Annotated in this window: 18 protein-coding genes; 10 read left to right on the forward strand and 8 right to left on the reverse strand. The window is 65.4% G+C overall.

Features of this window, described 5'->3' with window-relative positions; genetic code table 11:
- On the reverse strand, positions 1 to 1,364 hold a 1,364-nt coding region (locus ISS20_RS05440; protein ID WP_291434480.1), incomplete at its 3' end, for a PAS domain S-box protein.
- Between the two features lie 167 nt (positions 1,365 to 1,531).
- Between ISS20_RS05440 and aceE the strand changes: the two genes are divergently transcribed.
- The 5 genes from aceE to ISS20_RS05465 all read left to right on the forward strand — a co-directional run bounded on the left by aceE (position 1,532) and on the right by ISS20_RS05465 (position 11,104).
- Complete coding sequence (gene aceE / locus ISS20_RS05445; RefSeq protein WP_291434482.1) at positions 1,532 to 4,252, forward strand: pyruvate dehydrogenase (acetyl-transferring), homodimeric type; 2,721 nt, start codon at positions 1,532 to 1,534, stop codon at positions 4,250 to 4,252.
- A gap of 19 nt (positions 4,253 to 4,271) precedes the next feature.
- Positions 4,272 to 5,951 carry a dihydrolipoyllysine-residue acetyltransferase gene (aceF, locus tag ISS20_RS05450; RefSeq protein WP_291434484.1) on the forward strand — a complete coding sequence of 560 codons (1,680 nt, stop codon included), beginning with the start codon at positions 4,272 to 4,274 and terminating at the stop codon, positions 5,949 to 5,951.
- Between the two features lie 18 nt (positions 5,952 to 5,969).
- Complete coding sequence (lpdA, locus tag ISS20_RS05455) at positions 5,970 to 7,820, forward strand: dihydrolipoyl dehydrogenase (protein WP_291434486.1); 1,851 nt, start codon at positions 5,970 to 5,972, stop codon at positions 7,818 to 7,820.
- Positions 7,821 to 8,003: 183 nt separating this feature from the next.
- Positions 8,004 to 9,422, forward strand: coding sequence for a hypothetical protein (locus ISS20_RS05460; protein ID WP_291434488.1), 1,419 nt, complete (start codon positions 8,004 to 8,006; stop codon positions 9,420 to 9,422).
- A gap of 260 nt (positions 9,423 to 9,682) precedes the next feature.
- On the forward strand, positions 9,683 to 11,104 hold the full coding sequence (locus ISS20_RS05465; protein ID WP_291434490.1) for an aspartate kinase: 1,422 nt from the start codon (positions 9,683 to 9,685) through the stop codon (positions 11,102 to 11,104).
- Positions 11,105 to 11,320: 216 nt separating this feature from the next.
- On the opposite strand, the gene ISS20_RS05470 is transcribed toward ISS20_RS05465, so the two are convergent.
- Complete coding sequence (locus tag ISS20_RS05470; protein WP_291434491.1) at positions 11,321 to 12,292, reverse strand: DMT family transporter; 972 nt, start codon at positions 12,290 to 12,292, stop codon at positions 11,321 to 11,323.
- 168 nt (positions 12,293 to 12,460) lie between these two features.
- On the opposite strand from ISS20_RS05470, the gene ISS20_RS05475 reads away from it, so the two are divergent.
- The 3 genes from ISS20_RS05475 (at position 12,461) to ISS20_RS05485 (ending at position 15,623) form a co-directional block, all read left to right on the forward strand.
- Positions 12,461 to 13,375 carry a LysR family transcriptional regulator gene (locus ISS20_RS05475; protein ID WP_291434493.1) on the forward strand — a complete coding sequence of 305 codons (915 nt, stop codon included), beginning with the start codon at positions 12,461 to 12,463 and terminating at the stop codon, positions 13,373 to 13,375.
- Positions 13,376 to 13,488: 113 nt separating this feature from the next.
- The gene (locus ISS20_RS05480) at positions 13,489 to 14,439 is read left to right on the forward strand and encodes a class I SAM-dependent methyltransferase (protein WP_291434495.1); all 951 of its coding nucleotides are present in this window, start codon (positions 13,489 to 13,491) and stop codon (positions 14,437 to 14,439) included.
- A gap of 506 nt (positions 14,440 to 14,945) precedes the next feature.
- Complete coding sequence (locus ISS20_RS05485) at positions 14,946 to 15,623, forward strand: cupin domain-containing protein (RefSeq protein ID WP_291434498.1); 678 nt, start codon at positions 14,946 to 14,948, stop codon at positions 15,621 to 15,623.
- A 168-nt stretch (positions 15,624 to 15,791) separates the two neighbouring features.
- Here the strand turns inward: ISS20_RS05485 and ISS20_RS05490 are convergent, their stop codons facing one another.
- On the reverse strand, positions 15,792 to 16,313 hold the full coding sequence (locus ISS20_RS05490; protein ID WP_291434500.1) for an EVE domain-containing protein: 522 nt from the start codon (positions 16,311 to 16,313) through the stop codon (positions 15,792 to 15,794).
- Between the two features lie 309 nt (positions 16,314 to 16,622).
- Between ISS20_RS05490 and ISS20_RS05495 the strand changes: the two genes are divergently transcribed.
- Positions 16,623 to 17,735 (forward strand): DUF3592 domain-containing protein, encoded by a 1,113-nt coding sequence (locus ISS20_RS05495; RefSeq protein ID WP_291434501.1) that lies wholly within the window; start codon positions 16,623 to 16,625, stop codon positions 17,733 to 17,735.
- Positions 17,736 to 17,760: 25 nt separating this feature from the next.
- Here ISS20_RS05495 and alkB read toward each other — a convergent pair whose 3' ends face one another.
- The 5 genes from alkB to ISS20_RS05520 form a co-directional block, all read right to left on the reverse strand.
- Positions 17,761 to 18,414, reverse strand: a complete 654-nt coding sequence (alkB, locus tag ISS20_RS05500; RefSeq protein ID WP_291434559.1) for a DNA oxidative demethylase AlkB — start codon at positions 18,412 to 18,414, stop codon at positions 17,761 to 17,763.
- Positions 18,415 to 18,468: 54 nt separating this feature from the next.
- Complete coding sequence (locus tag ISS20_RS05505) at positions 18,469 to 19,224, reverse strand: 2OG-Fe(II) oxygenase (RefSeq protein WP_291434503.1); 756 nt, start codon at positions 19,222 to 19,224, stop codon at positions 18,469 to 18,471.
- Complete coding sequence (gene ada / locus ISS20_RS05510; protein WP_291434561.1) at positions 19,221 to 20,354, reverse strand: bifunctional DNA-binding transcriptional regulator/O6-methylguanine-DNA methyltransferase Ada; 1,134 nt, start codon at positions 20,352 to 20,354, stop codon at positions 19,221 to 19,223. Before ada ends, ISS20_RS05505 begins: the two co-directional genes overlap by 4 nt.
- 223 nt (positions 20,355 to 20,577) lie before the next feature.
- Positions 20,578 to 23,472, reverse strand: a complete 2,895-nt coding sequence (locus tag ISS20_RS05515) for a DEAD/DEAH box helicase (RefSeq protein WP_291434505.1) — start codon at positions 23,470 to 23,472, stop codon at positions 20,578 to 20,580.
- A 38-nt stretch (positions 23,473 to 23,510) separates the two neighbouring features.
- Positions 23,511 to 24,383: a LuxR family transcriptional regulator gene (locus tag ISS20_RS05520; protein ID WP_291434506.1), complete on the reverse strand. Its 873-nt coding sequence runs from the start codon at positions 24,381 to 24,383 to the stop codon at positions 23,511 to 23,513.
- 162 nt (positions 24,384 to 24,545) lie between these two features.
- Here ISS20_RS05520 and ISS20_RS05525 point away from each other — a divergent pair, with 162 nt between their 5' ends.
- On the forward strand, positions 24,546 to 25,022 hold the full coding sequence (locus tag ISS20_RS05525) for a DUF3237 domain-containing protein (RefSeq protein WP_291434508.1): 477 nt from the start codon (positions 24,546 to 24,548) through the stop codon (positions 25,020 to 25,022).
- The last annotated feature ends 70 nt before the right edge of the window (positions 25,023 to 25,092 follow it).

Genomic DNA, 25,092 nt, shown 5'->3' on the forward strand with positions numbered 1-25,092 from the left:
AATTGTTCCCGGATGCGATTGGGTTCCGTGATGTCGGTCATCGACGTCATCCAGCCCGTCTGCTGGCCATGGGCGTCGATCAGGGGCGACACATAAAGCCGGGCGTCGAACAGCGTGCCGCTTTTGCGTTTGACACGCACCTGGAAGCCCCCCGCCATGGTGTTGCCACGCAGTTCGTCGCGCAGCTTGGCCTGCAGGGTTTCGTGATCGGCCTCGGGCCAGTAGGGGAAGGGGGCCTTCAGGCCCACGAGTTCCTCGGCGCTCCAGCCCGTCATCTGGCAAAAGGCGGCATTCACATAGCTGATGCGGCCTTCCATATCCAGGGCGCGCATGCCGGTGAGGATGGAGTTTTCCATCGCCCGGCGAAAGTTGGTCTCGGCCACCAGTGCCTCTTGCGCCTGCATGCGGCGACGGGTGTGGCGCCAGGTGGCAATCAGCATCCAGGCCGTCATCGCGCTCAGCGTGCCCACTAGCCAGAACAGCCCGCTGCCCACCACACCGAGCGATGTGCGGTAGGCCTGGGCGCGCAGCACCAGGCCGTTGCCGACGGGGGAGACCGGTACCTCGTACTCGTTGGCCTTGGGCGTCCATGGCAGCAACTGCGTGGCCTTGTTGCGCGGGCCCAGCGGCGTGCCCGCCAGCACCTGGTTCTTGCTGTCGAGCAGCGTCACCGCGTAGCGCGCCAGCACTTCGGTGGGGGTGCCGTAGCGCAGCAGGCTGTCGATGGAGTATTCGCCCAGCACCACGCCGCTGAACTTGCCCTGGTTGTTGAGCGGTACCTGCAACTGCAGTAGTGGGGTCGCGTCGCCCGACGTAGCGGCCGGCTGCGCGTACACCGGTTGCTGCAGGTCCCGCGCCAGGCCAAAGGTGTCGGCGGTGTCGCCGGGCTTGAGGACTTCGCCTGCGATGCGCAGCTCACCACTGGCCAGTGTGGGGGCCGCCTGGCTTGCGCGGATGCGTCGGCGGTCGTCAATCCAGGTGATGGCCTGCAGCTCCGGGTACTGGCTGATCAGTGCCTCCGCGCGGCTGATGAACTCTGCCTTGCCCAGGTCCTGGTTGGACACATCGCGGGCGATGCGCATGAGTTGCTCCTGCCGCTCCAGCAGGCGCAGGCGTACGCGCTGCTGGGCGTATTCCACGTCTCGCCGTAGGGCTTCTTGTTCGCGCTCGGCTTCCTCGGCACGCAGGTACCAGAACGCCGCAACGATGGCGGCCAGGAACATCAGCACTGCCGCGAGGGGGGCGAGTGCAGCAAAACGGTCTTGCCGGGTGGGCGACAAGCCGCGCCACCACTTGCGCCACCAGCGTATTGGCGCAGCCACGGTCGTGGCCGTGGGGGAGGGGGCGGTGGGCATCGAATCCATGTGGGGAGTGTAGAGGAGCCCCGGCAGTGCTCATGTCTTCTGGATCATGTGCACTTGCAGCAAATTATTGCAATATGAAATGCATAAGCACCATTTGAAATTACGAAAAAATATGCGAAACTAGAGCCAACGTACTAAATTGCTGCCACACCTACAGGAGACAAAGCATGTCAGCTCAGCCCGACCCTCAGGCCGGTTTCGGCATCGGTTCCGATACCGACCAGCAAGAAACCCGTGAATGGATGGACGCGCTGTCCGCCGTGATCGACAAGGAGGGCCCAGAGCGCGCCCACTTCCTGTTGGAACAACTTCTTGAACACGCCCGCCAGAGCAGCATCGACCTGCCGTTTTCTGCCAACACGGGTTACGTCAACACCATCGAACCTGAAAAAGAGGCGCACTGCCCTGGCAACATCGCCATCGAAAAGCGCCTGCGCGCCTACATGCGCTGGAACGCCATGGCCATGGTGGTGCGCGCCAACCGCCTGAACCCTGCCGACGGTGGTGACCTGGGCGGTCACATTGGTTCGTTTGCTTCGGTGGCCAGCATGTTTGGTGCGGGCTTCAACCACTTCTGGCATGCCGCCAGCGAAGACCACGGCGGTGACCTGCTGTACATCCAGGGCCACAGCGCCCCCGGCATCTATGCGCGCGCTTATCTGGAGGGCCGCCTGAGCGAAGAGCAGCTTGATAGCTTCCGCCAGGAAGTGGACGGCAAGGGCCTGTCCAGCTACCCGCATCCCAAGCTGATGCCCGAGTTCTGGCAGTTCCCTACGGTGTCCATGGGCTTGGGGCCATTGATGGCCATCTATCAGGCCCGCTTCCTCAAGTACCTGCACGCCCGTGGCATTGCCAACACCGAAAACCGCAAGGTGTGGGTGTTCTGCGGCGACGGCGAAATGGACGAACCCGAATCCCTGGGCGCCATCGGCCTGGCCGCGCGCGAAAACCTCGACAACCTGGTCTTCGTGATCAACTGCAACCTGCAGCGCCTGGACGGCCCGGTGCGGGGCAACGGCAAGATCGTGCAAGAACTCGAAGGCGAGTTCCGCGGCGCGGGCTGGAACGTGATCAAGCTGCTGTGGGGCAATGGCTGGGATGCCTTGCTGGCCCGCGACAAGACCGGCAAGCTCAAGCAGCTGATGATGGAGACGCTTGACGGCGACTACCAGGCCATGAAGGCCAACGACGGCGCCTTCGTGCGCAAGAACTTCTTCGGCAAGTACCCCGAAACGCTCAAGCTCGTCGAGCACATGACCGACGAAGAGGTGTTCGAGCTGCGCCGTGGCGGCCACGAGCCCGCCAAGGTGTATGCCGCCTTCCATGCTGCCAACGAGCACAAGAACCAGCCCACCGTGCTGCTGGTCAAGACCGTCAAGGGTTATGGCATGGGCAAGGCGGGTGAAGGCAAGAACACCGTGCACCAGACCAAGAAGCTGTCGGACGAGGACATCAAGTACATCCGCGACCGCTTCGCCATCCCGATCCCTGACAGCCAGCTGGCCGAGATCCCGTACTACAAGCCGGCCGACGACACCCCGGAAATGCAGTACCTGCACGAGCGCCGCAAGGCCCTGGGTGGCTACCTGCCCAAGCGCCGTCCCAAGGCCGACGAGCACTTCACCGTGCCCGCCATCGAAACCTTCAAGGCCATCCTGGAGCCCACGGCCGAAGGCCGTGAAATCTCCACCACACAAGCCTACGTGCGTTTCATCACGCAACTGCTGCGCGACCAGGCCCTGGGCCCCCGCGTGGTACCCATCCTGGTGGATGAGGCCCGCACCTTTGGCATGGAAGGCCTGTTCCGCCAGATCGGCATCTACAACCCCAAGGGCCAGCTGTACACCCCGGTCGATCGCGACCAGGTGATGTACTACAAGGAGGACAAGGCCGGCCAGATCCTGCAGGAGGGCATCAACGAAGCCGGCGGCATGGCCAGCTGGATCGCTGCTGCCACCAGCTACAGCACCAACAACCGCATCATGGTGCCGTTCTATGTGTACTACTCGATGTTCGGATTCCAGCGCATTGGCGACCTGGCCTGGGCGGCGGGTGACATGCAGGCCCGTGGCTTCTTGCTGGGCGGGACCTCGGGCCGCACCACGCTCAACGGGGAAGGCCTGCAGCACGAAGATGGCCACAGCCACATCCTGGCCAACACCATCCCCAACTGCGTGAGCTACGACCCCACGTTTGCCCACGAAGTGGCAGTGATCATGCACCGGGGCCTCAAGCGCATGGTCGAGCAGCAAGAGAACGTTTTCTACTACATCACGCTGCTCAACGAGAACTACCCCATGCCAGGCCTTGTGGAAGGCACGGAAGAGCAAATCATCAAGGGCATGTACCTGTGCAAGCCCGGTGCCGAGGGAGACAAGCGCGTGCAACTGCTGGGCTCAGGCACCATCCTGCGCGAGTCGCTGGCCGCACAAACCCTGCTGGCTGCCGATTGGGGTGTGCAGGCCGATGTCTGGAGCTGCCCCAGCTTCAACGAACTCACCCGCGAAGGCCAGGACGCCGACCGCTGGAACCTGTTGCACCCGCTGGAGACGCCGCGTGTGTCGTTCGTGGCGCAGCAACTGGGCAGCAGCACCGGCCCCGTGGTCGCATCGACCGACTACATGAAGGCCTATGCAGAGCAGATCCGTCCCTTTGTGCAGAGCTCGGCCAAGGGTGGCCGCAACTACAAGGTGCTGGGCACCGACGGTTTTGGCCGCAGCGACTTCCGCAGCAAGCTGCGCGAGCATTTCGAGGTCAACCGCCACTACATCGTTGTGGCCGCCCTCAAGGCGCTGAGCGAAGACGGCGTGTTGCCTGTCACCAAGGTGGCGGAGGCCATTGCCAAGTACAACATCCAGGCCGACAAGATCAACCCGCTCTACGCATAAACCGAACGGAGACAGAACAATGGCATTGGTCAACATTCAAGTCCCGGATATCGGGGACTTTGACGAAGTGGGCGTGATCGAGTTGCTGGTCAAGGTGGGTGACACCGTGAAGGCCGAGCAGTCGCTCATCACGGTCGAATCGGACAAGGCATCGATGGAGATCCCATCCAGCCACGCAGGCGTGGTCAAGGAGCTCAAGATTGCGCTGGGTGACAAGGTCAAGCAAGGCTCGGTGATTGCCGTGGTGGAGTCCGCTGACGCGGGCGCTGCCGCAGCCCCCGCTGCTGCATCGGCTCCTGCGGCGGCTGCCGCTCCGGTAGCTGCACCCACACCCGCACCGGCAGCGCCTGTTGCTGCCCCTGCGGCCACTGGCCCGGTCGAAGTGCGAGTGCCCGACATCGGCGACTTCAAAGACGTGGCCGTCATCGAGATGCTGGTCAAGGTCGGCGACACCATCAAGGTCGAGCAGTCCCTGTTCACCGTCGAATCCGACAAGGCCTCCATGGAGATCCCGTCGCCTGCCGCTGGCGTGCTCAAGGAACTCAAGGTCAAGATTGGCGACACCGTCAACATTGGTGATCTGGTGGCTCTGCTTGAAGGTACGGCAGCTGCTGCAGCGCCTGTAGCAGCACCTGTTGCGGCCGCTGCGCCGACACCAGCCCCAGTGGCTGTGGCCGCTCCTGCGGTGGCAGCCGCAGCACCCGCCGCTGCCACCGCTTCGGTGGCTGTCCCTGCCCACCAGCCCGGCACTCCCACGGCAGGCCTGCCCCATGCATCGCCTTCGGTGCGCAAGTTCGCCCGCGAACTGGGTGTGCCCATCGATGAAGTCAAGGGCACCGGCCCCAAGGGCCGCATCACCCAGGACGACGTGGCTGCCTTCACCAAGCAGGTGATGACTGGCGCGGTGCAAACCAAGGCCCAGGCGGCCAAAGCGCCCGCAGCAGCATCTGGCGGCTCCGGCGTGGGTCTGGACCTGCTGCCCTGGCCCAAGGTGGACTTCACCAAGTTCGGCCCCGTGGAGCGCAAGGACCTCTCGCGCATCAAGAAGATCAGCGGCGCCAACCTGCACCGCAACTGGGTCGTCATCCCGCACGTCACCAACCACGACGACGCCGACATCACCGACCTCGAAGCCTTCCGCGTGCAGTTCAACAAGGAAAACGAGAAGAGTGGCGTCAAGGTCACCATGCTCGCCTTCATGATCAAGGCCGCCGTGGCCGCGCTCAAGAAGTTCCCCGAGTTCAACAGCTCGCTCGACGGCGACCAGTTGGTGATGAAGAACTACTTCCACATCGGCTTTGCGGCCGACACGCCCAACGGCCTCGTTGTGCCGGTCATCCGCGACGCCGACCAAAAGGGCATCGTCCAGATCTCGCAAGAGATGGGCGACCTGGCCAAGAAGGCGCGCGACGGCAAGCTCGGCCCGGCCGACATGACCGGCGGTTGCTTCTCCATCAGCTCCCTGGGTGGCATTGGCGGGCGTTACTTCACGCCCATCATCAACGCCCCCGAAGTCGCCATCATGGGAGTGTGCAAGAGCAGCATCGAACCCAAGTGGGACGGCAAGCAGTTCGCACCGCGCCTGATGCTGCCGCTGAGCCTGAGCTGGGACCACCGCGTGATCGACGGCGCCGCTGCTGCGCGCTTCAACGTGTACTTTGCCTCGCTGCTGGCGGACTTCCGCCGCATCGTGATGTAACGAAAGGGCAAGCACACCATGGCAATCATCGACATCAAGGTGCCCGACATCGGCGACTTCGCCGAAGTGGCCATCATCGAAGTGCTGGTCAAACCCGGCGACACCATCAAGGCCGAGCAGAGCCTGATCACCGTGGAGTCCGACAAGGCCTCCATGGAGATCCCGTCCAGCCATGCTGGCGTGGTCAAGGAGCTGAAAGTGAAGCTCGGCGACAAGATCGCCGAAGGCTCGGTGGTGCTGACGCTGGAAGTGCAGGGCGCAGGCGCGGCAGCTCCAGCACCTGCCGCCGCACCAGCGCCCGCAGTTACTGAGCAAAAACAGGCTTCAGCGCCCTTTCCACAAGCACAAGCAGCTACCAATTCAGTAGCATCCAGCTTTGCTGGAACGGCTGACCTGGACTGCGACGTGCTAGTGCTCGGTGGCGGCCCCGGTGGTTACAGCGCCGCCTTCCGCGCGGCAGACTTGGGCCTCAAGGTCGTCATCGTTGAGCGCTACGCAGCCCTGGGCGGCGTGTGCCTGAACGTGGGCTGCATCCCCTCCAAGGCGCTGCTGCACGTGGCAGCCGTTATGGACGAGGTCAGCCACATGGCCGACTTGGGAGTGGACTTTGGTGCGCCGCTGGTCAACATCGACAAGCTGCGCGACCACAAAGAAAAGGTCATCGGCAAGCTCACCGGCGGCCTGGCCGCCATGGCCAAGATGCGCAAGGTGACCACTGTGCGTGGCTACGGTGCTTTCGTCGGCGCCAACCACCTTGAAGTGGAAGAAACCACCGGCACCGGCCAGGAGAAGACGGGCACCAAGAAGGTCATCGCCTTCAAGAAGGCCATCATCGCCGCCGGCAGCCAGGCCGTGCGCCTGCCCTTCATGCCTGACGACCCGCGCGTGGTCGACTCCACCGGCGCCCTGGCGCTCAAGGAAGTGCCCAAGCGCATGCTCATTCTGGGCGGCGGCATCATCGGCCTCGAAATGGGCACCGTCTACAGCACACTGGGCGCGCGCCTCGATGTGGTCGAAATGATGGACGGCCTGATGCAGGGCGCCGACCGCGACCTCGTCAAGATCTGGCAGAAGATGAACGCCAAGCGTTTCGACAACATCATGCTCAAGACCAAGACGGTGGGCGCCAAGGCCACGCCTGAAGGCATTGAAGTGACGTTTGCCGCTGCGGAAGAGGGCGGTACCGCCCCGGCGCCGCAGGTGTACGACCTGGTGCTGCAGGCCGTGGGCCGCACGCCCAACGGCAAGAAGATCGCCGCCGAGAAGGCCGGTGTGGCCGTGACGGACCGCGGTTTCATCAACGTCGACATCCAGATGCGCACCAACGTGCCGCACATCTTCGCCATCGGCGACATCGTGGGCCAGCCCATGTTGGCGCACAAGGCGGTGCACGAGGCACACGTGGCGGCCGAAGTCATCGCGGGTGAACTGCAGGGCAACAAGGAACTGGCAGCCGCCGCCTTCAACGCCCGCGTGATCCCCAGCGTGGCCTACACCGACCCCGAAGTGGCCTGGGTGGGCCTGACCGAAGACCAGGCCAAGGCGCAAGGCATCAAGGTCAAGAAGGGCCTGTTCCCCTGGACGGCCTCCGGCCGCGCCATCGCCAACGGCCGCGACGAGGGCGTGACCAAGCTGCTGTTCGACGACTCGCCCGAAGCCCATGGCCACGGCAAGATCCTGGGCGGCGGCATGGTCGGCACCCATGCGGGTGACATGATTGGCGAGATCGCGCTGGCCATCGAGATGGGCGCGGATGCGGTGGACATCGGCAAGACCATCCACCCGCACCCCACGCTGGGCGAGAGCATCGGCATGGCGGCGGAGATTGCGCACGGCTCGTGCACCGACGTGCCGCCGCAGAAGAAGTAGCAAAGCACGTCCCCATCTCTCCACGCACAAGCCCGAACTGGCAACAGTTCGGGCTTTTTCGCATGTGGGCGGATGGGCAAGAGGCAGGGCAATGGGGTGCAATACTCGCAGCTGGCGGAAATGGTGCCGAAACGGCCAAGTACCGCCATGGCCTCATGTTCCAAATGCCAGCTGCTCAGTCACATGCCTTTGATCCTCCGTGTTTTCCAGAATGCCCTGCTGAGTAGAAATCGCATGGCCCTGCTGGCCTTGTCGCCGTTGCTGTTGTTCGCCCTGGTCGCACCTGTCTACTGGGCGTTCTACATCTTTCAATTGTCGATGGGTGTTGTAGCGCTGCTTTTCCCCTGGGGGCTGTTGCTTGCACCCTCCGGCATTGGGCTTGGTACGGGTCTCATCGTTGGTGCCCTGGCGAGTTTGGTCGCCATGGGCTTCATGTTGTACCGACATCCAAGTTCGCGGGCGTGGGGCTGGGCTTTCCCTGCCATTCCCTTGGCGTTGTTGTGCATCGGTTCTTGGGCGTTCGCACGAGGCAAGCTGGCCGAACAAGTCGCTGCTGGGCTCGATGTGGGCTGGGCAGCATTGGTAATGCTGGCGCAGGGAGCCTACGTACTGGTGGTTGTGCTGCAGTTTCTGCTCATTGCGCTGCCGCAGAAAGTGGCTTCTCGCGAAGGAGCATGGAAACGCTTGGGGGGCGTTGTATTGTTCTGGGCGATGTCCCTTTTGGCCATTGGTCACGCGCAGTCCTGGGCACGAGGCCATCTGACGGGCTTGCGCGACGGCTTGGCGGAAGCAATTGCCACCGACAGCCGAAACCCGTTGGTGCGTGCTACTTGCTCGGGAAACTTGAGCCAAGCGAATGATCTGCTTGAGCGCAGCGGCAAGCCCTTGAGTGAGGGCACCCTGGATGCGCTCAAGCGTGAGTGTCTCAGGAGCAATACCTCACGTTTCTTCGCTGAGCGCATCCCGGTGGTTCTTCAGGCCACACTGGCCTTTGAAGCGCGGGTGCCATCTGCAGGACCCAGAGGATGCAGCAAACGTCAGCAGGCCTTGCTTCGTACTATCTACGAGAACGACTTTCCGGATATCGCCCTGCGCGCCTTCTTGGACCGAGGCCTGCCGATCCAGTGTGCGGTGACACCTGGCAGTGATGAAATTCCCGTCTGGTGGTCTGTGGCCTCCCCTCAACCTGGTTTCGATCTGGATACAGAGCGAATTCGGCGTTTGGAGATTCTAGGGATCGACCTGTTGCAGCAGAACGGTCAGGGCCTGGACCTTGTGGGTGCCAATCCGAACTACTTCATGTCAGGAGCATCAGATGCCACATTGCTGCGGCTCTTTGAGCTTGGCCTGCGCGACCAGGCCGACGGCCGTACGCCCCACGGCCTGGTGATCGAGGTGATGCGGCGCCGGTTCGGCTTGGGCACGGCAGATTCCGATTCTGCGGACTTTGCGCGCCTGTATGAGCGGGTGGGAGACCCGACCAGGGAACAGCTACTGCATGTTGAAGCAAAAGCTCCATGGATGTTGCCATCGACTACACAGGCCTTGAGCGGGAATGAAGCGCGTTTGAGGCAATACGTTGCGCAACGTCTGGCGCAATAGCTGTTTGGGGAAGGCGCAGGGTACGAGACGATTGGCAACAACCTGCGAGATCCCCGCAGCAGCAGACTTGCAACTCAACTGGTGACCCCATCCCGCGGTCCTGGCGGAAGTCACGCACGTACTGGCGCAGACTGATGCCCCTGAAACCGCCCGGAAGGGGCCCGCCAAAAGTCGTGGAAAATAGAGGGTTTCCTGCCGCTGAGCCCCTTGGCAGAACACCCGTCCGGCTTTCCAACTTTTTTGCTCCCCTGAGCCTGTCCATGCAAGACGTTCAAAACTCCAAGATCTCTGTCGAGAAGATCGGCGGCACTTCCATGACCGCCTTTGGCGATGTGCTGCGCCACATCATGCTGCACGACCCCAAGCGCATTTACGGCCGGATTTATGTGGTGTCCGCCTACTCGGGCGTGACGAACCAGTTGCTGGAGCACAAGAAGACGGGCGAGCGCGGCATCTACGCCCTGTTTGCTGAAGGCAAGGGCTACCAGGACGCCTTGACCCAACTGGCCGCCAGCCTGAAAAAGCTGAACGCGGGCTACGCCGACCTGCGCCTGCCGCTGGATGTGGCAGACGCCTTCATCGACCAGCGCGTTGGCCAGGCGCGTGAGTACCTGAACGCCATGCAGCACGTGCTGGCCAGTGGCTATCTGAGCCGCAAGGATGTGCTGCTGGCTGCGCGCGAAGTGTTGGCCTCCATTGGCGAGTCGCACAGCGCGTTCAACTCGGTCGAGATCCTCAAGGCCAATGGTGTCAACGCCATCCTGATGGACCTGGCTGGTTTTGACGACAACGAAGCCTGGACCATCGACGAGCGCATTGCGCAAAGCTTCAAGGGCCTGGACCTGAGCGACAAGGTGGTGGTGGCCACTGGCTACACCAAAGGCACTGAAGGCATCATGCGCGAGTTTGACCGGGGCTACTCCGAAGTCACCTTCAGCAAGATCGCCGTGGAAGTGCGCCCCGCCGAGGCCGTGATCCACAAGGAATTCCACCTCTCGTCCGCCGACCCTAACCTGGTGGGCCTGGAAAACGCCATCGTGGTGGGCGCCACCAACTACGACGTGGCCGACCAGTTGGCCGACGTGGGCATGGAAGCCATCCACCCCAAGGCTGCCAAGCCCATGGAACTGGCGGGCATTCCCATCCGCCTCAAAAACACGTTTGAGCCCGACCACCCCGGCACGCTCATCACCAAAGACTTTGTGGGCGAGCGCGCGCGCGTCGAGATCGTCACTGGCACCGACAAGGTCACGCTGATCGAGATCCACGACCCCAGCATGGTGGGCACCGTGGGCTTTGATGCGGGCCTGATGAACGTGTTCTGCAAGCACGATGTGAGCTACATCCTGAAGGCGACCAACGCCAACTCCATCGCCCATCTGGTGTGGGACAACCAGGTCACGCCCGAGCTGGTGGCCGAGCTGCAGGAGGGCTACCAGGTCGTGACGATCAAGCCCAGCGCCATCGTTTGCACCATTGGCTCCAACATCAGCATCCCAGGCGTGCTCGCCAAGGCGGCGCAAGCGCTGGCGGATGCGCAGGTCAACGTGAACTGCGTGTCGCAAACCTTGCGCCAGGTGAACATGCAGTTCGTGATCGAACGCGAAGACTACAAGACAGCCATCAAGGCGCTGAACATGGCCTTGTGCGTGAACTCCGGCACACCCGTCCCGCGCGTTTGATCCCGCCACGGTGTTATCTGAAAGCCCGCTGCATGCGGGCTTTTTTGTGCATGGTGCGTGGTGCTTCTATCCGTTTGCCAACACTGCACCCCAGCCTCACGTTCTGCCCATCCACCAGCAACATAGCCACTTATCCCAGCAAAACCCGTAACGGCAGCCCCGTCATACGCACCCGCGCGCCTTGGTCGCTGGCGTGGCCGCGCCTATTTGCTGCGGTTAGTGTGATTCGCCTGCGCCGAGCGGGGCGGCCGCTCGCGGCGGTTGTGCCACGGCGGCCACCGGCCGTTTGCTTATCAGCAGTACCCCCGACAGCACCAATCCCGCGCCGCCCATCTGCCAGGCGGTCAGCGGCTCGCCCAGCAGCCATGCGCCAAAGAAGATGGTGAGGATGGGCCCCAGCGTGCCGATCAGCGCGGTTTTGGGTGCGCCGATGCGGCGGATGGCGGCGGAGGTCATGAACACCGGCAGCACGGTGGAGAACACCGCCATGCCCAGGGCATGCAAATACACCGGCGCGGGCTGCACCAGCGCAACCGCCGGCTGGGTGGCGGCGAAGTGCAGCAGGGTGGCAACGGTGGACACCAGCATGGCCAGCGCCGTGAAGCGGGCAGCGCCCAGGCGGCGTATGGCGGGTTCGCTGCCTGCCTGGTAGAACGCATACGACACCGCCGAGCCAAACACAAAGCCCGCGCCGATCAGCACCGCGCGCGTGTCGCCCGCAATGTGAAGGTCGTGCGCAAACGCCAGGCCAATGCCCGCATACGACAGCAGCAGCGCTGCCATCTCCCGGCGCGACGCGGTTTTGCCGAGGAACAGCACGCCGATCAGGATGGTGAGCGTGGGGTAGGTGAACAGAATCAGCCGCTCCAGGCTGGCGGTGATGTATTGCAGCCCCACGAAGTCCAGAATACTGGCGCCGTAGTAGCCCAGCAGGCCCAGCGCCACCACCGCCAGCCAGTCGCGCCGGGCCAGCGGTGCCAGCTTGCGGCTGGCGCGCCAGCCCACCCAGGCGAACACCGGCACCGAAAACAGCATGCGCAGCGCCAGAAGGGTGACCGAGTCCACCTGTACCGCCTGCGGCACGGCGTAGGCCAGCTTCACAAAGATGGCTTTGAACGAGAAGCCGAACGCTGCGAGCACGGCCAGGGCCAGCCCAACGCGTTCGGGGGACCATGTTTTGATGGACATAGGGGCAACTAACTTGGCAAGGGGCTAAGGGACAAGGGTGGGGCGGACCTTTGAGCGCAGTCCTCTGACGCTGTTTCGTTCGGTTTTTGAATGGTCGGTGCATTTGCAGCAAGGCACAATTGCCCATCTCCCAAGCCAGCGTTCGTTGCAGGCGAACACAGCACCCCCATGAACTACGACCTGACGGACCTGCGCCTTTTTGTGGCGGTTGCGGAAGAGGGCAACCTCACCCGTGGCGCGGCGCGCGCGTTTCTGGCGCCGTCTTCGGCCAGCCACCGCATCCGGCGGCTCGAAGACGCGCTCAACGCCACGCTGCTGGACCGCCAGGCGCGCGGCGTGGCGCTGACCCGCGCGGGCGAGGCGCTGCTGCGCAACGCGCGCCAGGTGCTGGCCAGCCTGGAGCAGATGCACGCCAACCTGTCGCCGTTTGCCACGGGCATACGCGGCCATGTCAGCCTGTGGGCCAACACGCATGCCACGCACACGTATTTGCCCGACGACCTGGCAGATTTTTTGCGCCAGCACCCGCAGGTCAGCGTGAGTCTGGAAGAGCGTACCAGCACCGACATCGTGGTGGCCGTGGCCGGCGGCGAGATTGACGTGGGCGTGCTGGCAGACAGCGGCCACAGTGCAGGCGTGGACCTGCTGCCCTACCGGCAAGACCGGCTGGTGCTCATCGTCCCCCGGGGCCACGCGCTGTCGTCACGCACGGGCGTGGGTTTTGCCGAGGTGCTGGGCCACCCGTTTGTCATGCTGCATGCGGGGTCGTCCATTCACACTTTCACCATGAATGCTGCCGCCGCCCTGGGCCAGCACCTGGACGTGCGAATTCAGGTGCGCAGTTTTGAGGCCGTGTGCCGCATGGTGGGCGCGGGTGTGGGCATTGGCATGGTGCCGCGCAGCGCGGTCAGCACGGCGGGCCTGGCCGAGCCGCCCGTGGTGCTGGAAATGAACGAGCCCTGGGCGCAGCGCGACCTGCAGATTTGCACCCGCAAGGGCGTGCTGCTTTCCGGCTTTGCCGCCGCGCTGGTGGCGCATTTGCAGGCGACAGCGCCGGGCCATGTTGCAGATCCCGTGCAGTAGCTGGCGTGATGGCGCCCGCACCCGTTCCTTCTGGTCAGACCAACCATTCAAAAATGATAGCTGCTAGCGCATGATGTATAAGCGCTAGCGGCCAAAAACACTTCAACTTTTCTATGCAAGCCCTGCTCGACACCATTGCCACCATGCCTTTGCCCACCGACGCCATGCGCGTCTTTCATGGGCGGGGTGGCAAACACCCGGGCGATGAGCAGTGGGTGCTGGACGCCTACCCGCCCGTCTTCGTCGTCACCGGCTTTGCACCGGCCACCGATGAGCAACTGGCCGCTATCGGCGCCGCGCTGGAGGCACGCTGGGCGCAGATTGCCCCGGCGGGCGAGGTGTTGAATTGGGTGTTTCAGCACCGGGGCGAGGCCCTTCGCATGGAGGGCCGCAGCGAGACGCGCTTGATGGCCGGCGCCGTGCCCGACCCGCATGTAGTGACCGAGGCGGGCGCGCGCTACCGCGTGCATGTGCTGCGTGGCCAGAACCACGGCCTGTTTCTGGACATGGCCGAAGGTCGGCGCTGGGTGCGCGACTATGCCGCCGCCCGCAGCACCGACCGCTATGGCCTCAAGGTGCTGAACCTGTTTGCCTACACCTGCGCGTTTTCGGTGGTGGCGCTGCAGGCGGGCGCCAAACAGGTGGTGAATGTGGACATGGCCCACGGCGCCATTGCCGTGGGCCAACAAAACCACCAGCTCAACGGCATCACCACCGGCGCGGCGTTTTTGCCGCACGACATTTTCAGCAGCTGGGGCAAGATCAACCGTAGCGGGCCGTATGGTCTGGTCATCGTCGACCCGCCCAGCTACCAAAAGGGCAGCTTTGTGGCCACCAAGGACTACGCCCGCCTGATGCGCCGCCTGCCCGACCTGCTGGCGCCCGGCGGCCACGCGCTGCTGTGCCTGAACGCGCCCGAGCTGGGCCTGGCGTTTTTGCAGGACCAGATGCGCGAGCTGGCGCCTGAGCTGCAGTTTGTAGAGCGCGTGGCCAACCCAACCGTGTTTGCCGATGTGGACGAGGAGCGGGCGCTGAAGGTGCTGGTGTACCGCGCGCCTGCGTGAGGGGGGATGGCACGCGCGAACGCGATCTGGACGAGGGCGCGAACCATGTTCGTGCGAGTCCCGGGGAGTGGAGCGTTTGGTTGGCTGCCCGTTGCGAACTGTGAACCTACGGACGCAGGAGAGATCGCCCTGTTGCGTGGGAGCAGGGTGTATTCGGCTGCGTTCCGCCAAACGGGTGGCCTCAGGCAATGCCCTGCGCCAGGCACTGGCTACCGTCCTCCACCGACAATTCCGGCTGGCCAGTCGCCGGAGCAGGTGGTGCTCCTGTTTCGGCCTTGATTATTTCTTCCACGCCCCATATCGGAGAACCTTATGCCAGACGATGACCGTTGTTGCGGCACCGGCACCTGCATCATTGATACCGAGGGGCGCTGCTGGTGCGGGCAGGTGTGGAATGGCGAACAAATGTGCCGACCTGCGCTGACGGACGCCATTCCCGACGCCACCCCTGACGCCACCCCCGCTCGCGGAACATGTGCCCCTGATCAGCCGGCAGGCACGGCTCCATGAGCGCCATCGCCCACACGCTGCTCAACAACGACTACACGGCACGCTGCGTGATTGATAGCCAGGCATTGCCCTGGCAGCAGTCGCCATCGCCGCTGGTGCACCGCCGCCTGCTCGAGCGTGACGGGGGCGAGGTGGCGCGAGCGACCTCCATCGTGCGCTACGACGCCGGTGCGCGGTTCGACCACCATTCGCATGGCCTGGGTGAGCAGATCCTGGTGCTCGAAGGCACGCTGAGCGATGAACTGGGTGACTACCCCGCAGGCACGTATCTGCAAAACCCGCCGGGTTCCGGGCACGCTCCGTATTCCATTGATGGCTGCACTCTGTTCGTCAAGCTGCGGTATCTCGACCCCGCTGATACGGAACGGGTGGTCATCAACACCCGCACTGCTTCCTGGTTTCAGGGCATGGTCGGCGGGCTGACGGTGCTGCCGCTCAGTGCTTTCGGCTCCCGTCATACCGCCATGGTGCGCTGGGCGCCCGGCACCTATTTCAATCCCCACCGCCACCATGGCGGCGAGGAGATCCTGGTGGTCGAAGGCGTGTTCTCCGACGAGCACGGCCACTACCCGGCGGGCAGCTGGCTGCGCAGCCCGCATGGCAGCCAGCACCAGCCCTACAGTGTCGAGGGCTGCCTGATTCTGGTCACCACGGGGCACCTGCTGAACACCTGACCGGACACGCCGTCCTGTGTGTCCAGTCCGCTCCCGCCCGGGGGGCGCCGCAAGGGGTGCACCATCTGTGCTCCATTTCAGGGTTTCCGTGATCGGGCCTGGCGCTGGTGGGCATGGGCCTGTCCGTCTTCGGTGTCTGGCTGGCGCGCCGCTGATCCGCCGCAAGCCCTATCGCAGCGTCATCAGTTCGGTGGTGATCACCGTCCACTCGTCTTGCGACACGGGTGTGATCGACAGGCGGCTGCCACGCTGCAGCAGGCGCATGGTGGCCAGCTCGGGCCGGGCCCGCAGCTCGGGCAGGCCGATGAGCCGGGTCTTGCGCAGCGCCTGCACGTCCAGCAGCAGCCAGCGGGGCGCGTCTCGTGGCGATTTGGGGTCGTGGTATGGCGACGCGGGGTCAAACTGCGTGGGGTCGGCCCGGATGCCGCTGGCCACACGGGCAATGCCCGCAATGCCGGGCGCAGGACAACTGGAGTGATAGAACAACACCCCATCTCCCACCTGCATGTCGTCGCGCATGAAGTTGCGGGCCTGGTAATTGCGTACGCCCGTCCAGGGCACCGTGGCGTTGGGCGCGGCCAGGGCATCGTCGATGGAGCACTCGTCGGGCTCGGACTTCATGAGCCAGAACTGGGCCGGGCGGCCAGCGGCGGCGTGCGAGGAGCGTGAATGAGTAGGAGCGGTGACCATGGCCGCATTCTGTCAAAGATGCCGAGGGTGGTGGCGGGCGCCTCAGGCCAGGGCGCAGGCGGTGAGCTGCTATCTATGTGATAGCTGTCCAGGCATGTTCCACTAGCGCTTGTGGCTTAAAACACCATAAATCGGCTGCGATCGCGTTGAAATGAGCCTGCTGTCTACATGGCAGATTGCGCAGCCCGGGGACGCGCCGCAGAATCTGACCGTGCAAGGCTGGTCGCACCGGTCCAGGCCGCATGTGGCGGCACTCACCAGGGCCATCACCGCGTCGGTTTGTTGTCTCATTTGCCCTGAACTTTGTCCATGACAAGACGCTCTTCCTCAACCCATGCGCAGGGTGCACGCGACCCGGCTGCCCGTGGCGGCAAGCGCGCTGGGGGCTGGCTGCTGGGCCTGTTTGCCCTGCCATTTGCAGCGGTGGGCGTGGGCATGCTGCTGCTCAGCGTGTTGCCTACGCTGTACGACTGGGCACGCATGCAGTGGTGGCAGCCCGTGCCCGCCACGCTGGTGGCGGCGCGCCTGGAGACCAGCCGCAGCAGCAAATCCAGCTCGTACACCGTCAAGGCCAGCTACCGCTACCAGATGGCGGGGCGTGAGTACCAGGGGGACCGTGTGGCGATCAGTGGCGGGGGCGACAACGTGGGCGATTTTCAGGAAGCGCTGGGTGCGCGGCTGGAGCAGGCACTGCGCGATGGCGCGCCCGTTCAGGTCTGGGTCAGTCCGTCTGACCCGGCAGACGCAGTCATTGACCGCAGCCTGCGGCCCGGCCTGCTGGCCCTGAAGATGGTGTTTGTGGTGGTGTTTGGCGGTGTGGGCGTGGGCCTGCTGGTGCATGTGCTGCGCCCAGCCCGGGCCGCGCGGGGCAGTGCAGGCGGCAGCGCCCAGCCACTGACAGCCGGTATGCCCGGGCGGGTGGAGCGCACGCCCGGCGGGGTGGCCATGTACTTTCCGGCGGGCCGATGGTGGGGACTCAAACTGGCGCTGGCCTTGGTGGGGGCTGTGTTTTTGGCCGTCGGGGCGCTGGTGCCCTGGGAGCAGGAATCATCGGGCGATATGGCGCCGTGGCTGTTCCGCCTGCTGTTTGGCGGTGTGGGCGGTGTGGTGCTGCTGGCCAGCTTCTATGCCCTGGCCAACAGCCTGCGCGTACAGCTGGACCACACCGGCCTGCGCACCGAGCGGCGCCTGCTGGGCCTGATGCTGCGCTGGCACCAGGTGCCCCCGCACGACATTGCCCGGCTGCGGGTGGTGGAGAGCTACACGGTCGAAAGCAACGGCAACCGCCAAGCGTACTTCCGCATCGTGGCTGAGCTGCGGGGTGGGCGGCAGCTCACCATCGCCCAGGACCTGAAGGGGCGCGCCCAGGCCGACAAGCTGCTGGCGTCCATTGGCGGCTGGACCGGCTACGCCACGTGTTGATTTCAGCAGGGTCGCTGAGACGACCTCAACCGGCCTTTCTGAAGGTGAGGTTGATGCGGTGGGCCCCCGTCAGCGGGTGGTGCGCCTGTGGCAAAGGCAACACCCCATGAAAGCGCAACCGCGCGGGCCCGCCCCAGACCACCACGTCGCCGTGCAGCAGCGCAATACGACGGGTCTTGTCCGCCCGCTGCGCGCCGCCCCACAGAAACATCGCCGGAACGCCCAGTGACACCGACACGATGGGGTGGGCGTAGTTGCCTTCATCGCGGTCCTGGTGCAGCGACAGCCGGGTGCCCGGCTCATAGCGGTTGACCAGGCAGGCATCGGGCGCAAAGCCCGGAAAGCCCGCTACTTCCGCAGCATCGAGCGCCAGTTGGCGAAACAGCGGTGGCATGGCGGGCCAGGCCTGCCCGCTGTCTGGGTCGATGGGGTCGTAGCGGTAACCGCTGCGATCACTCACCCAGCCCAGTGCACCGCAGTTGGTCATGGCCACCGACATGCGCAAGCCACCGGGCGTGATGAGATGCCTGAAGGGTGCCTGAGACGTGATCTGCTGCACCGCAGCCAGCAAGTCTGTGGCCTGCCTCAGCGCAAAGCTGCGCAGCACCATGGCGCCGGGCTCCAGCACCTCGGGTGGCTGGGCGGGCTGGGGCGGGTCATCGAACAGGCTGGCGGTCATGGCATTGGTCATGCGTGGCGATGGTGCAGCATGCGACGGCCACCGCGAACGTCGTCACTCTGCGTCATGAAAAATGATGCCCAGCGTGTGCCGCTGACCGCTGCGCAAGCGGCTCACACCGTGGCGCATCTGCACGCGATACGGCCCGCGCGTGCCCTGCAACGGGCGGTGGTGCACGGCAAAGACCACGGCGTCGCCGCGCGAGAGCGGCACCACCTCGGCCCGCGACTGCATGCGCGGGCGCTGCTCGGTCAGTACGAATTCGCCGCCCGAGAAGTCGCGCCCTGGCTGCGACAGCAGGATGGCCACCTGCAGCGGAAACACATGCTCGCCGTACAGGTCCTGGTGCAGGCAGTTGTAGTCGCCAGCGGCGTACTGCAGCAGCAAAGGGGTGGGGCGCACCTGGCCTGCGGCGTGGCAGCGGGCAATGAAGTCGGCATGCCGCGCGGGGTAGCGCACGTCGATGCCCATCACGGAGTTCCACTGGTTGGCGATGGGGGCCAGGTGGGGGTAGAGTGCCTCGCGCAGACCTGCCACCACGTCGGGCAGCGGGTAGCTGAAGTACCGGTACTCGCCCTGTCCAAACCCATGGCGTTGCATCACCACACGGCTGCGAAAGGTAGTCTCACCCGCATGGCCATACAGCCGGGCCAGCGCGGCGCATTCGGTGGCGTCCAGCAGCTGGGGCAGCACTGCGTTGCCTTGCAGGTGCAGGGCCTCGGTGGCGGCATGCCAGTCGATGGCGGCCGCACGCTGGGGCCAAGCCCCATCTGCGGCGGGGGCTGGTGTGGGAGGTGCCACAGCGCTCATGCCACCTTCTCCACCAGCGGCTGGGTGGGCTCCGTAGCGGATTCACGCGTCAACAGCGCCCTTTTGCGCTCCACGCCCCAGCGGTAGCCCGACAGCGCGCCATCGCTTTTCACCACCCGGTGGCAGGGGATGGCCACCGCCAGCGCGTTGGCTGCACAGGCCTGCGCCACGGCGCGCACAGCCTTGGGGCTGCCGATGCGTTGAGCCACTTCGGCGTAGCTGGCCGTCTGCCCTGGGGGAATGGTTTGCAGCACCCGCCACACCCGCTGCTGGAACACCGTGCCACGTACATCCAGCGGCAGGTTCAGCCCCAGGTCCGGGGCCTCGACGAACGCCACCACCTGTGCGACCAGGGCTTCATACGCAGCGTCGCCCCCGATCAGGTGGGCCTGCGCAAATCGGTCCTGCAACTCATGCAACAGCGCCTCGGGGTCGTCCCCCAGCAAGATTGCACAGATGCCCCGGTCGCTTTGTGCCACAAGAATCGCGCCCAGCGAACACTGTCCGATGGCGAAACGGATGTCCTGCGCCGCACCCCTTGCGCGGTAGTCGCTGGGCCTCATGCCCAGCACCTGGGCCGACTGTTCGTAGAACCGGCTGCTGGACTGGTAGCCCGCACCGTAGATGGCATCGGTTACCGAGGCCGTGGGCTGGTTGTCGAGCGCGCTGCGCAGCCGTTGGGCACGCTGGGCCACCGCGTAGGCCTTGGGGGTGAGGCCGGTGGCATGCTTGAAGATGCGGTGCAGGTGTGATGGGCTCAGCCCCACCCGCGCCGCCAGTGCATCGAGCGTGGGGGCTTCACCGGGCGATGCGCTTTCGATGATGCGGCAGGCCTCTGTGACCAGTGCTGCGTGGTGCGACAGCGCGCTGGTCTGGCGCGGCTTACAGCGCTGGCAGGGGCGAAACCCGGCGCGCTCGGCGTCGTCGCAACTGCCATGGAACCGCACGTTCTCCGGCCGTGGCGTGCGCGACGCGCAACTGGGGCGGCAGTACACGCCCGTGGTCTGCACGGAATACCAGAAGATTCCATCCGCCGCCGCGCTGCGTGCCACCACTGCGGCCCAGCGTGGGTCGGCCTGGGTGGTGGTGGCCTGCGCGGCCTTGGCAGAGGTGGGGTTGCGGGTCGGCATGGTGGCGCTGTGGGGAAGGGCGTTCACATTCATCATGGTGCATGGCTCACAAGGTGGGTTGCGATGCCATGCACTCTAGGGATGGGGGGCTTGGGGCGCACTCCGAAGCTTGCTTTTGAATTCTGCGCTTTTTAGGCGCACGCCATTTTCCAACTATTCGCTCATTTATTGATAGCTGTCAGCGCATGATTTACATGCGCTATAGGCCAGAAAGGCTCAAAAACTAAAGCTCGGGAGGCTGCAGCGGCCGGGGCCGCCGTTTGCCCGTGCCACCCCAGCGCAGCGCGTCTTCGCTGGGTATGCCCAGCGGGTTGTTGGCCGGTTCGGTCAAGGGGGCCAGCAGCGCGTGCAGGTCGGCCTCGCTGAACTTGACTGCGCCTTCGGCATCGTGCCCCAGCACGCCCTGGGCCAGCGCGCCCTTGCGGGCCTGCAGCTCCAGCATGTGTTCTTCGATGCTGCCTTCCACCACCAGCTTGTAGACGAACACCGGCTGGCCCTGCCCGATGCGGTGGGCGCGCGCGGTGGCCTGTTCTTCCACGGCGGGGTTCCACCAGGGGTCCAGGTGGATCACGGTGTCGGCGGCCGTGAGGTTCAGGCCCAGGCCCCCGGCCTTGAGGCTGACCAGCAGGATGGGGGCGCTGGTTGCGTCCTGCGACTGGAACTGCCGCACCACCGCGCCACGCTGGCGGGGGGGCGTCTGGCCGGTGAGTGTGAGGTAGGGCAGGGCCAGGTTGTCGAGCATCTCGGCTGCCAGGCCCAGCATTTCGGTGAACTGCGAGAACACCAGCACGCGGCGGCCTTCATCGACCAGGGCGGGCAACAGGTCGGCCAGCAGTTCGAGCTTGGCGCGCTCCATCGAGTGGGCCGTCCTTTTTGCCGCTGGGCCGCCCCAAGGCAAAAAAGCGTCCCCCTCGGGGGGCAGCGACCCGCGCAGCGGCGGAGCGTGGGGGCTTTGTTGTATGCCTTTGACCAATCGTGGGTCGCAGCAGACTTGGCGCAGCTTGAGCAACGCGTCCAGGATGGCGATTTGCGAGCCTTCAAAGCCCTGGCGCTCCAGTGCGCGGCGCACCTGCTTGTCGGCCGTGGTGCGCACGGCCTCGTACAGCTCGCGCTGCTTGCCTTGCAGCTGCACGCGCAGGATGGTTTCGGTGCGCGGCGGCAGTTCGGTGGCCACGTCCTGCTTGCGGCGGCGCAGGATGAAGGGGCGCACACGCTGCGACAGCAGCTGGGCGCGCAGGGTTTCGCCGTTTTCCTCGATGGGCTTGCGCCAGCGGGCGTTGAAGCTGCGCACATCGCCCAGAAAGCCAGGCATCAAAAAGTCGAACTGCGCCCACAGCTCGCCCAGGTGGTTTTTCAGCGGTGTGCCGGTCAGGCACAGCAGGTGCGGCGCCTGCAGCTTGCGCAGGGCGCGGGCACTGCGGCTGCCGGCGTTTTTCACCATCTGGGCCTCGTCCAGGATCAGCAAGTGAAAGGGCTCGGCGGCCAGCGCGTCCACATCGCGCCAGAGCAGCGGGTAGGTGGTCAGTACCAGGTCATGGTCTGCGATGTGCAGGTAGCGTTTGCCACGGTCGGCGCCATGCAGTGCCAGCACCCGCAGGCTGGGCGCCATGCGCGCGGCCTCGGCCTGCCAGTTGAAGAGCAGCGAGGTGGGTAGCACCACCAGCGCCGGGCGCTTCAGCCGCCCGGCCTCCTTTTCGGTCAGCACATGGGCCAGCGCCTGTGCGGTTTTGCCCAGGCCCATGTCGTCGGCCAGGATGCCGCCCAGGCCCTGGGCGCGCAGGTACTGCAGCCAGGCCAGGCCTTCAAGCTGGTAGGGGCGCAGCTGCACCTGCAGGCCCTGCGGTGCGGCCACCGGCTGGGGCGCACCGATAGAGCGCAGGCGCTTGGCGAGCTGCGCCAGGCCCGCGTCGCCCTGCAACTGCCAGTCGTTGTTCCAGCCGTTCACCGTGCCCACGCGGTGCACCTGCACGAGTCCTGCGCGCAGGGCCTCGATGCGGCGGGCCTCCCAGGCGCCCAGGCGCAGCGGGTCGCCGTCTTTCAGCTGTTTGCGGGTGGGGTCGGTCAGCAAGTCCACCATGGCGCCCACGATGGCCTTGAGTGGCCCGGCAGGCGCCTCGATGCGTTTGCCGCCGGGCGCACGCAGCGAAATGATGGCGATGTCATCGATGGCGGCCATCTGCCGCGCGTTGAGCCAGCGGGCGTCGCGGCGCAGCAGGTCGGCCAGCATGGGGGCCAGGTCCAGCGTTTCACCGTCGATCTCTATGCCCAGGCTGAGCAGCCAGGCGCCCTCGCGCTCGGGCAGCATGAGCTTTTGGACGGGGCGTTCGCGTGCGGCCAGCGGGCCGTCCACTTCCTTGCCCAGCAGCTCGCCAGTGTCGGGGGCGATGACCAGCTTCCAGCGCGACACGGGCACGCTTTCATGCGCAAAGCCGGGGTGTACCACCACGCTCCAGCCCTCGGTTCGCAACTGGGGAACCACGTCGGCCCAGAAGTCGCCAAAGTGCGCCTCCTGCGCCAGCGTCCACACGGGGTCCAGCGTGGCAGCGGCTGCGCGGTGGCGCCACTGCAGGCTTTTGGGGTCCACGGGGGTCAGGCCCAGGTCCCACACGCGGTCCATGGCGTCGGCCTCGGCGGCCAGGTTGCGCTGCATACGCACCACCGGGCCACCTGTGTCGAACAGGTCTTGCACCGGGGCCGGGCGCGCGTTGAGGATGGAGGCGGGGGCCGGCGTCTGCCAGGTGGTGCCATCGTCGGTGCGGTAGGTCCAGTCAATTCGCACCAGCGTCACACTGTCGCCGCGCGGCCCCAGCTTGCCCTGGGGTTGCAGGCCCAGCAGGCCATCGCCCCGGCCCAGCGTCATGAGGGTGATGCGCGGGCGGAAGTGGCCGGGGACAACACCATCGGGCAGAACCGACGCCGGACTGATGTCTGCAAGACTACTGCCATCGTCCCGCAGCTGGGCCATGACCTGCGCGGCCTCGGCGTCGGTCAGCGGGGGCAGCTGCCGCAGGGTGGCGCTGTCGGCACGGTTGCGCAGGGCCTGGGCCCATTGCGCGACCACGTGGGCACGGCCTGCGGGGGGCGTTGTTGGGGCGGGAGGCTGCGGCAGGCTGGGCATGGGCTGGCATTGTGCCCATGCGTGGCGTGCCCTTTCGTCTAAACGCTGCGTTGGGTGCCCAGCGCCAGTGCAAACAGCTCGTTGCGAAAGTGGATGCCCAGGCGGCTGAATGCGCGGTTGCGGTAGGTTTTGACGGTGGGAAGGCTCAGGCCCAGGTCGCAGGCAATGCCCTCCTGCGTCATGCCTTGCAGCAGGCGGGCGCACACGTCCAGCTCGCGCTCGGTCAGCCCCGCGTGGGCGCGCAGCAGGCGTTCGCGCAGCGCGGGCAGGCTGTGGGACAGCGCGGGGGCCGTGGCCTGTGTCGGGGGCTGCAGTGCGGGTTGCAACACCCCGGGGCGCTGGGCCAGGGCGATGTGCTTGCGGGTCAGCGCCAGCAGCACCGGGGCCATGCCCTCAAAGTCGCTGATCTGCCGGTCCTGGAACGGCTTTTGGTGCTGGTGGCGGTAGAAGTTGACGGCAAAGACCGAGCCATCGCTCTCGTGTTCGACCACCGACACCCGCTCGGCCACGCCATGGGCCTCGTATACGCGGGCGCGGTGTTCTGCGTCCACCTCGGGGGCCGTCAGGTGGCACAACTGGGTGGGCGATTCGGCCGGAGCCGCTTCATCCAGCGAGCGGCCCCAGGTGCGGTCGGTGCGGTAGGGGCCTGACAGGTAGGCCCACCAGCAGTCCTGCGTGGTGTCGGGAATGCCGTAACTGGCCGACATGAACAAGGTGGGCTTGCAATGGCGCCCGGTGCGGTACACCGACCACGACGCGGCAGGTAACACGGGGGCCAGCTCTTGCAGCATGCCGCACGCAAACCCGTCATCGCCCAGCTGATGAACCAGGGCCCCCAGTGCCGAGCCCGTGAGGTTGGGGCTGGGCGAGATGCCGCCGCCCGAGGTGCTTGCAGGGAGCCAGTGCCTCATGGGTTGCGGGGGTTGTGCCGGGTGGGCGTGGTCATTGCTGTCATCTTCAGGGATGACAGGGGTCAAGCGCCACGGGATTTACGCTAGGTGCAACCCCGCAAGCAGGCTGGGTGCACGCCGCCCCTGGCCCCTTGCCTGCCAGACACCCGAAAGATGGAGCCCATGACCGAACCCGTGCCCTTTGTGGAACCCAGTTTGCGATTTTTTGCCGACCTGCGCGTGGAGGTGGGCGTGCCCCAGGAGGTGGGCCGCACCGTACACGGCCTGCGCCGGCTCATCCCTATCCTGGGCGGGCAGGCCCAGGGCGATGGCTGGCAGGCCCGGGTGATGCCCGGCGGGGCGGATTTTCAGCTCATCGTGAGCGACACCCTGGCCGAGCTGGACGCGCGCTACACGCTGGAGGCGGATGGCGGCGACTTGATCTATGTGCAAAACCGCGCCGTGCGGTCCGGCCCGCCCGAGCTGATGGCGCGCCTGGTGCGTGGCGAGGTGGTGGACCCGGCGCAGATCTACTTTCGCTGCAGCCCCCAGTTCGAGACAGCGTCTCCCGCACTGCGATGGATCGGGGAGCGCATGTTCACGGGCACGGGTGCGAGGTTTCCCGATGCAGTAGCCATGCGGTTCTGGGAGCTGATGTAGCCGCACAGCAGTCCCGTATTTCATTTTTTGATGACCGACACAGCACACAACAACACTTTGGAGACCTTGT

Origin of the sequence: Acidovorax sp. (genome assembly GCF_016783915.1) — a bacterium.
Classification (GTDB): Bacteria; Pseudomonadota; Gammaproteobacteria; order Burkholderiales; family Burkholderiaceae_C; genus Acidovorax.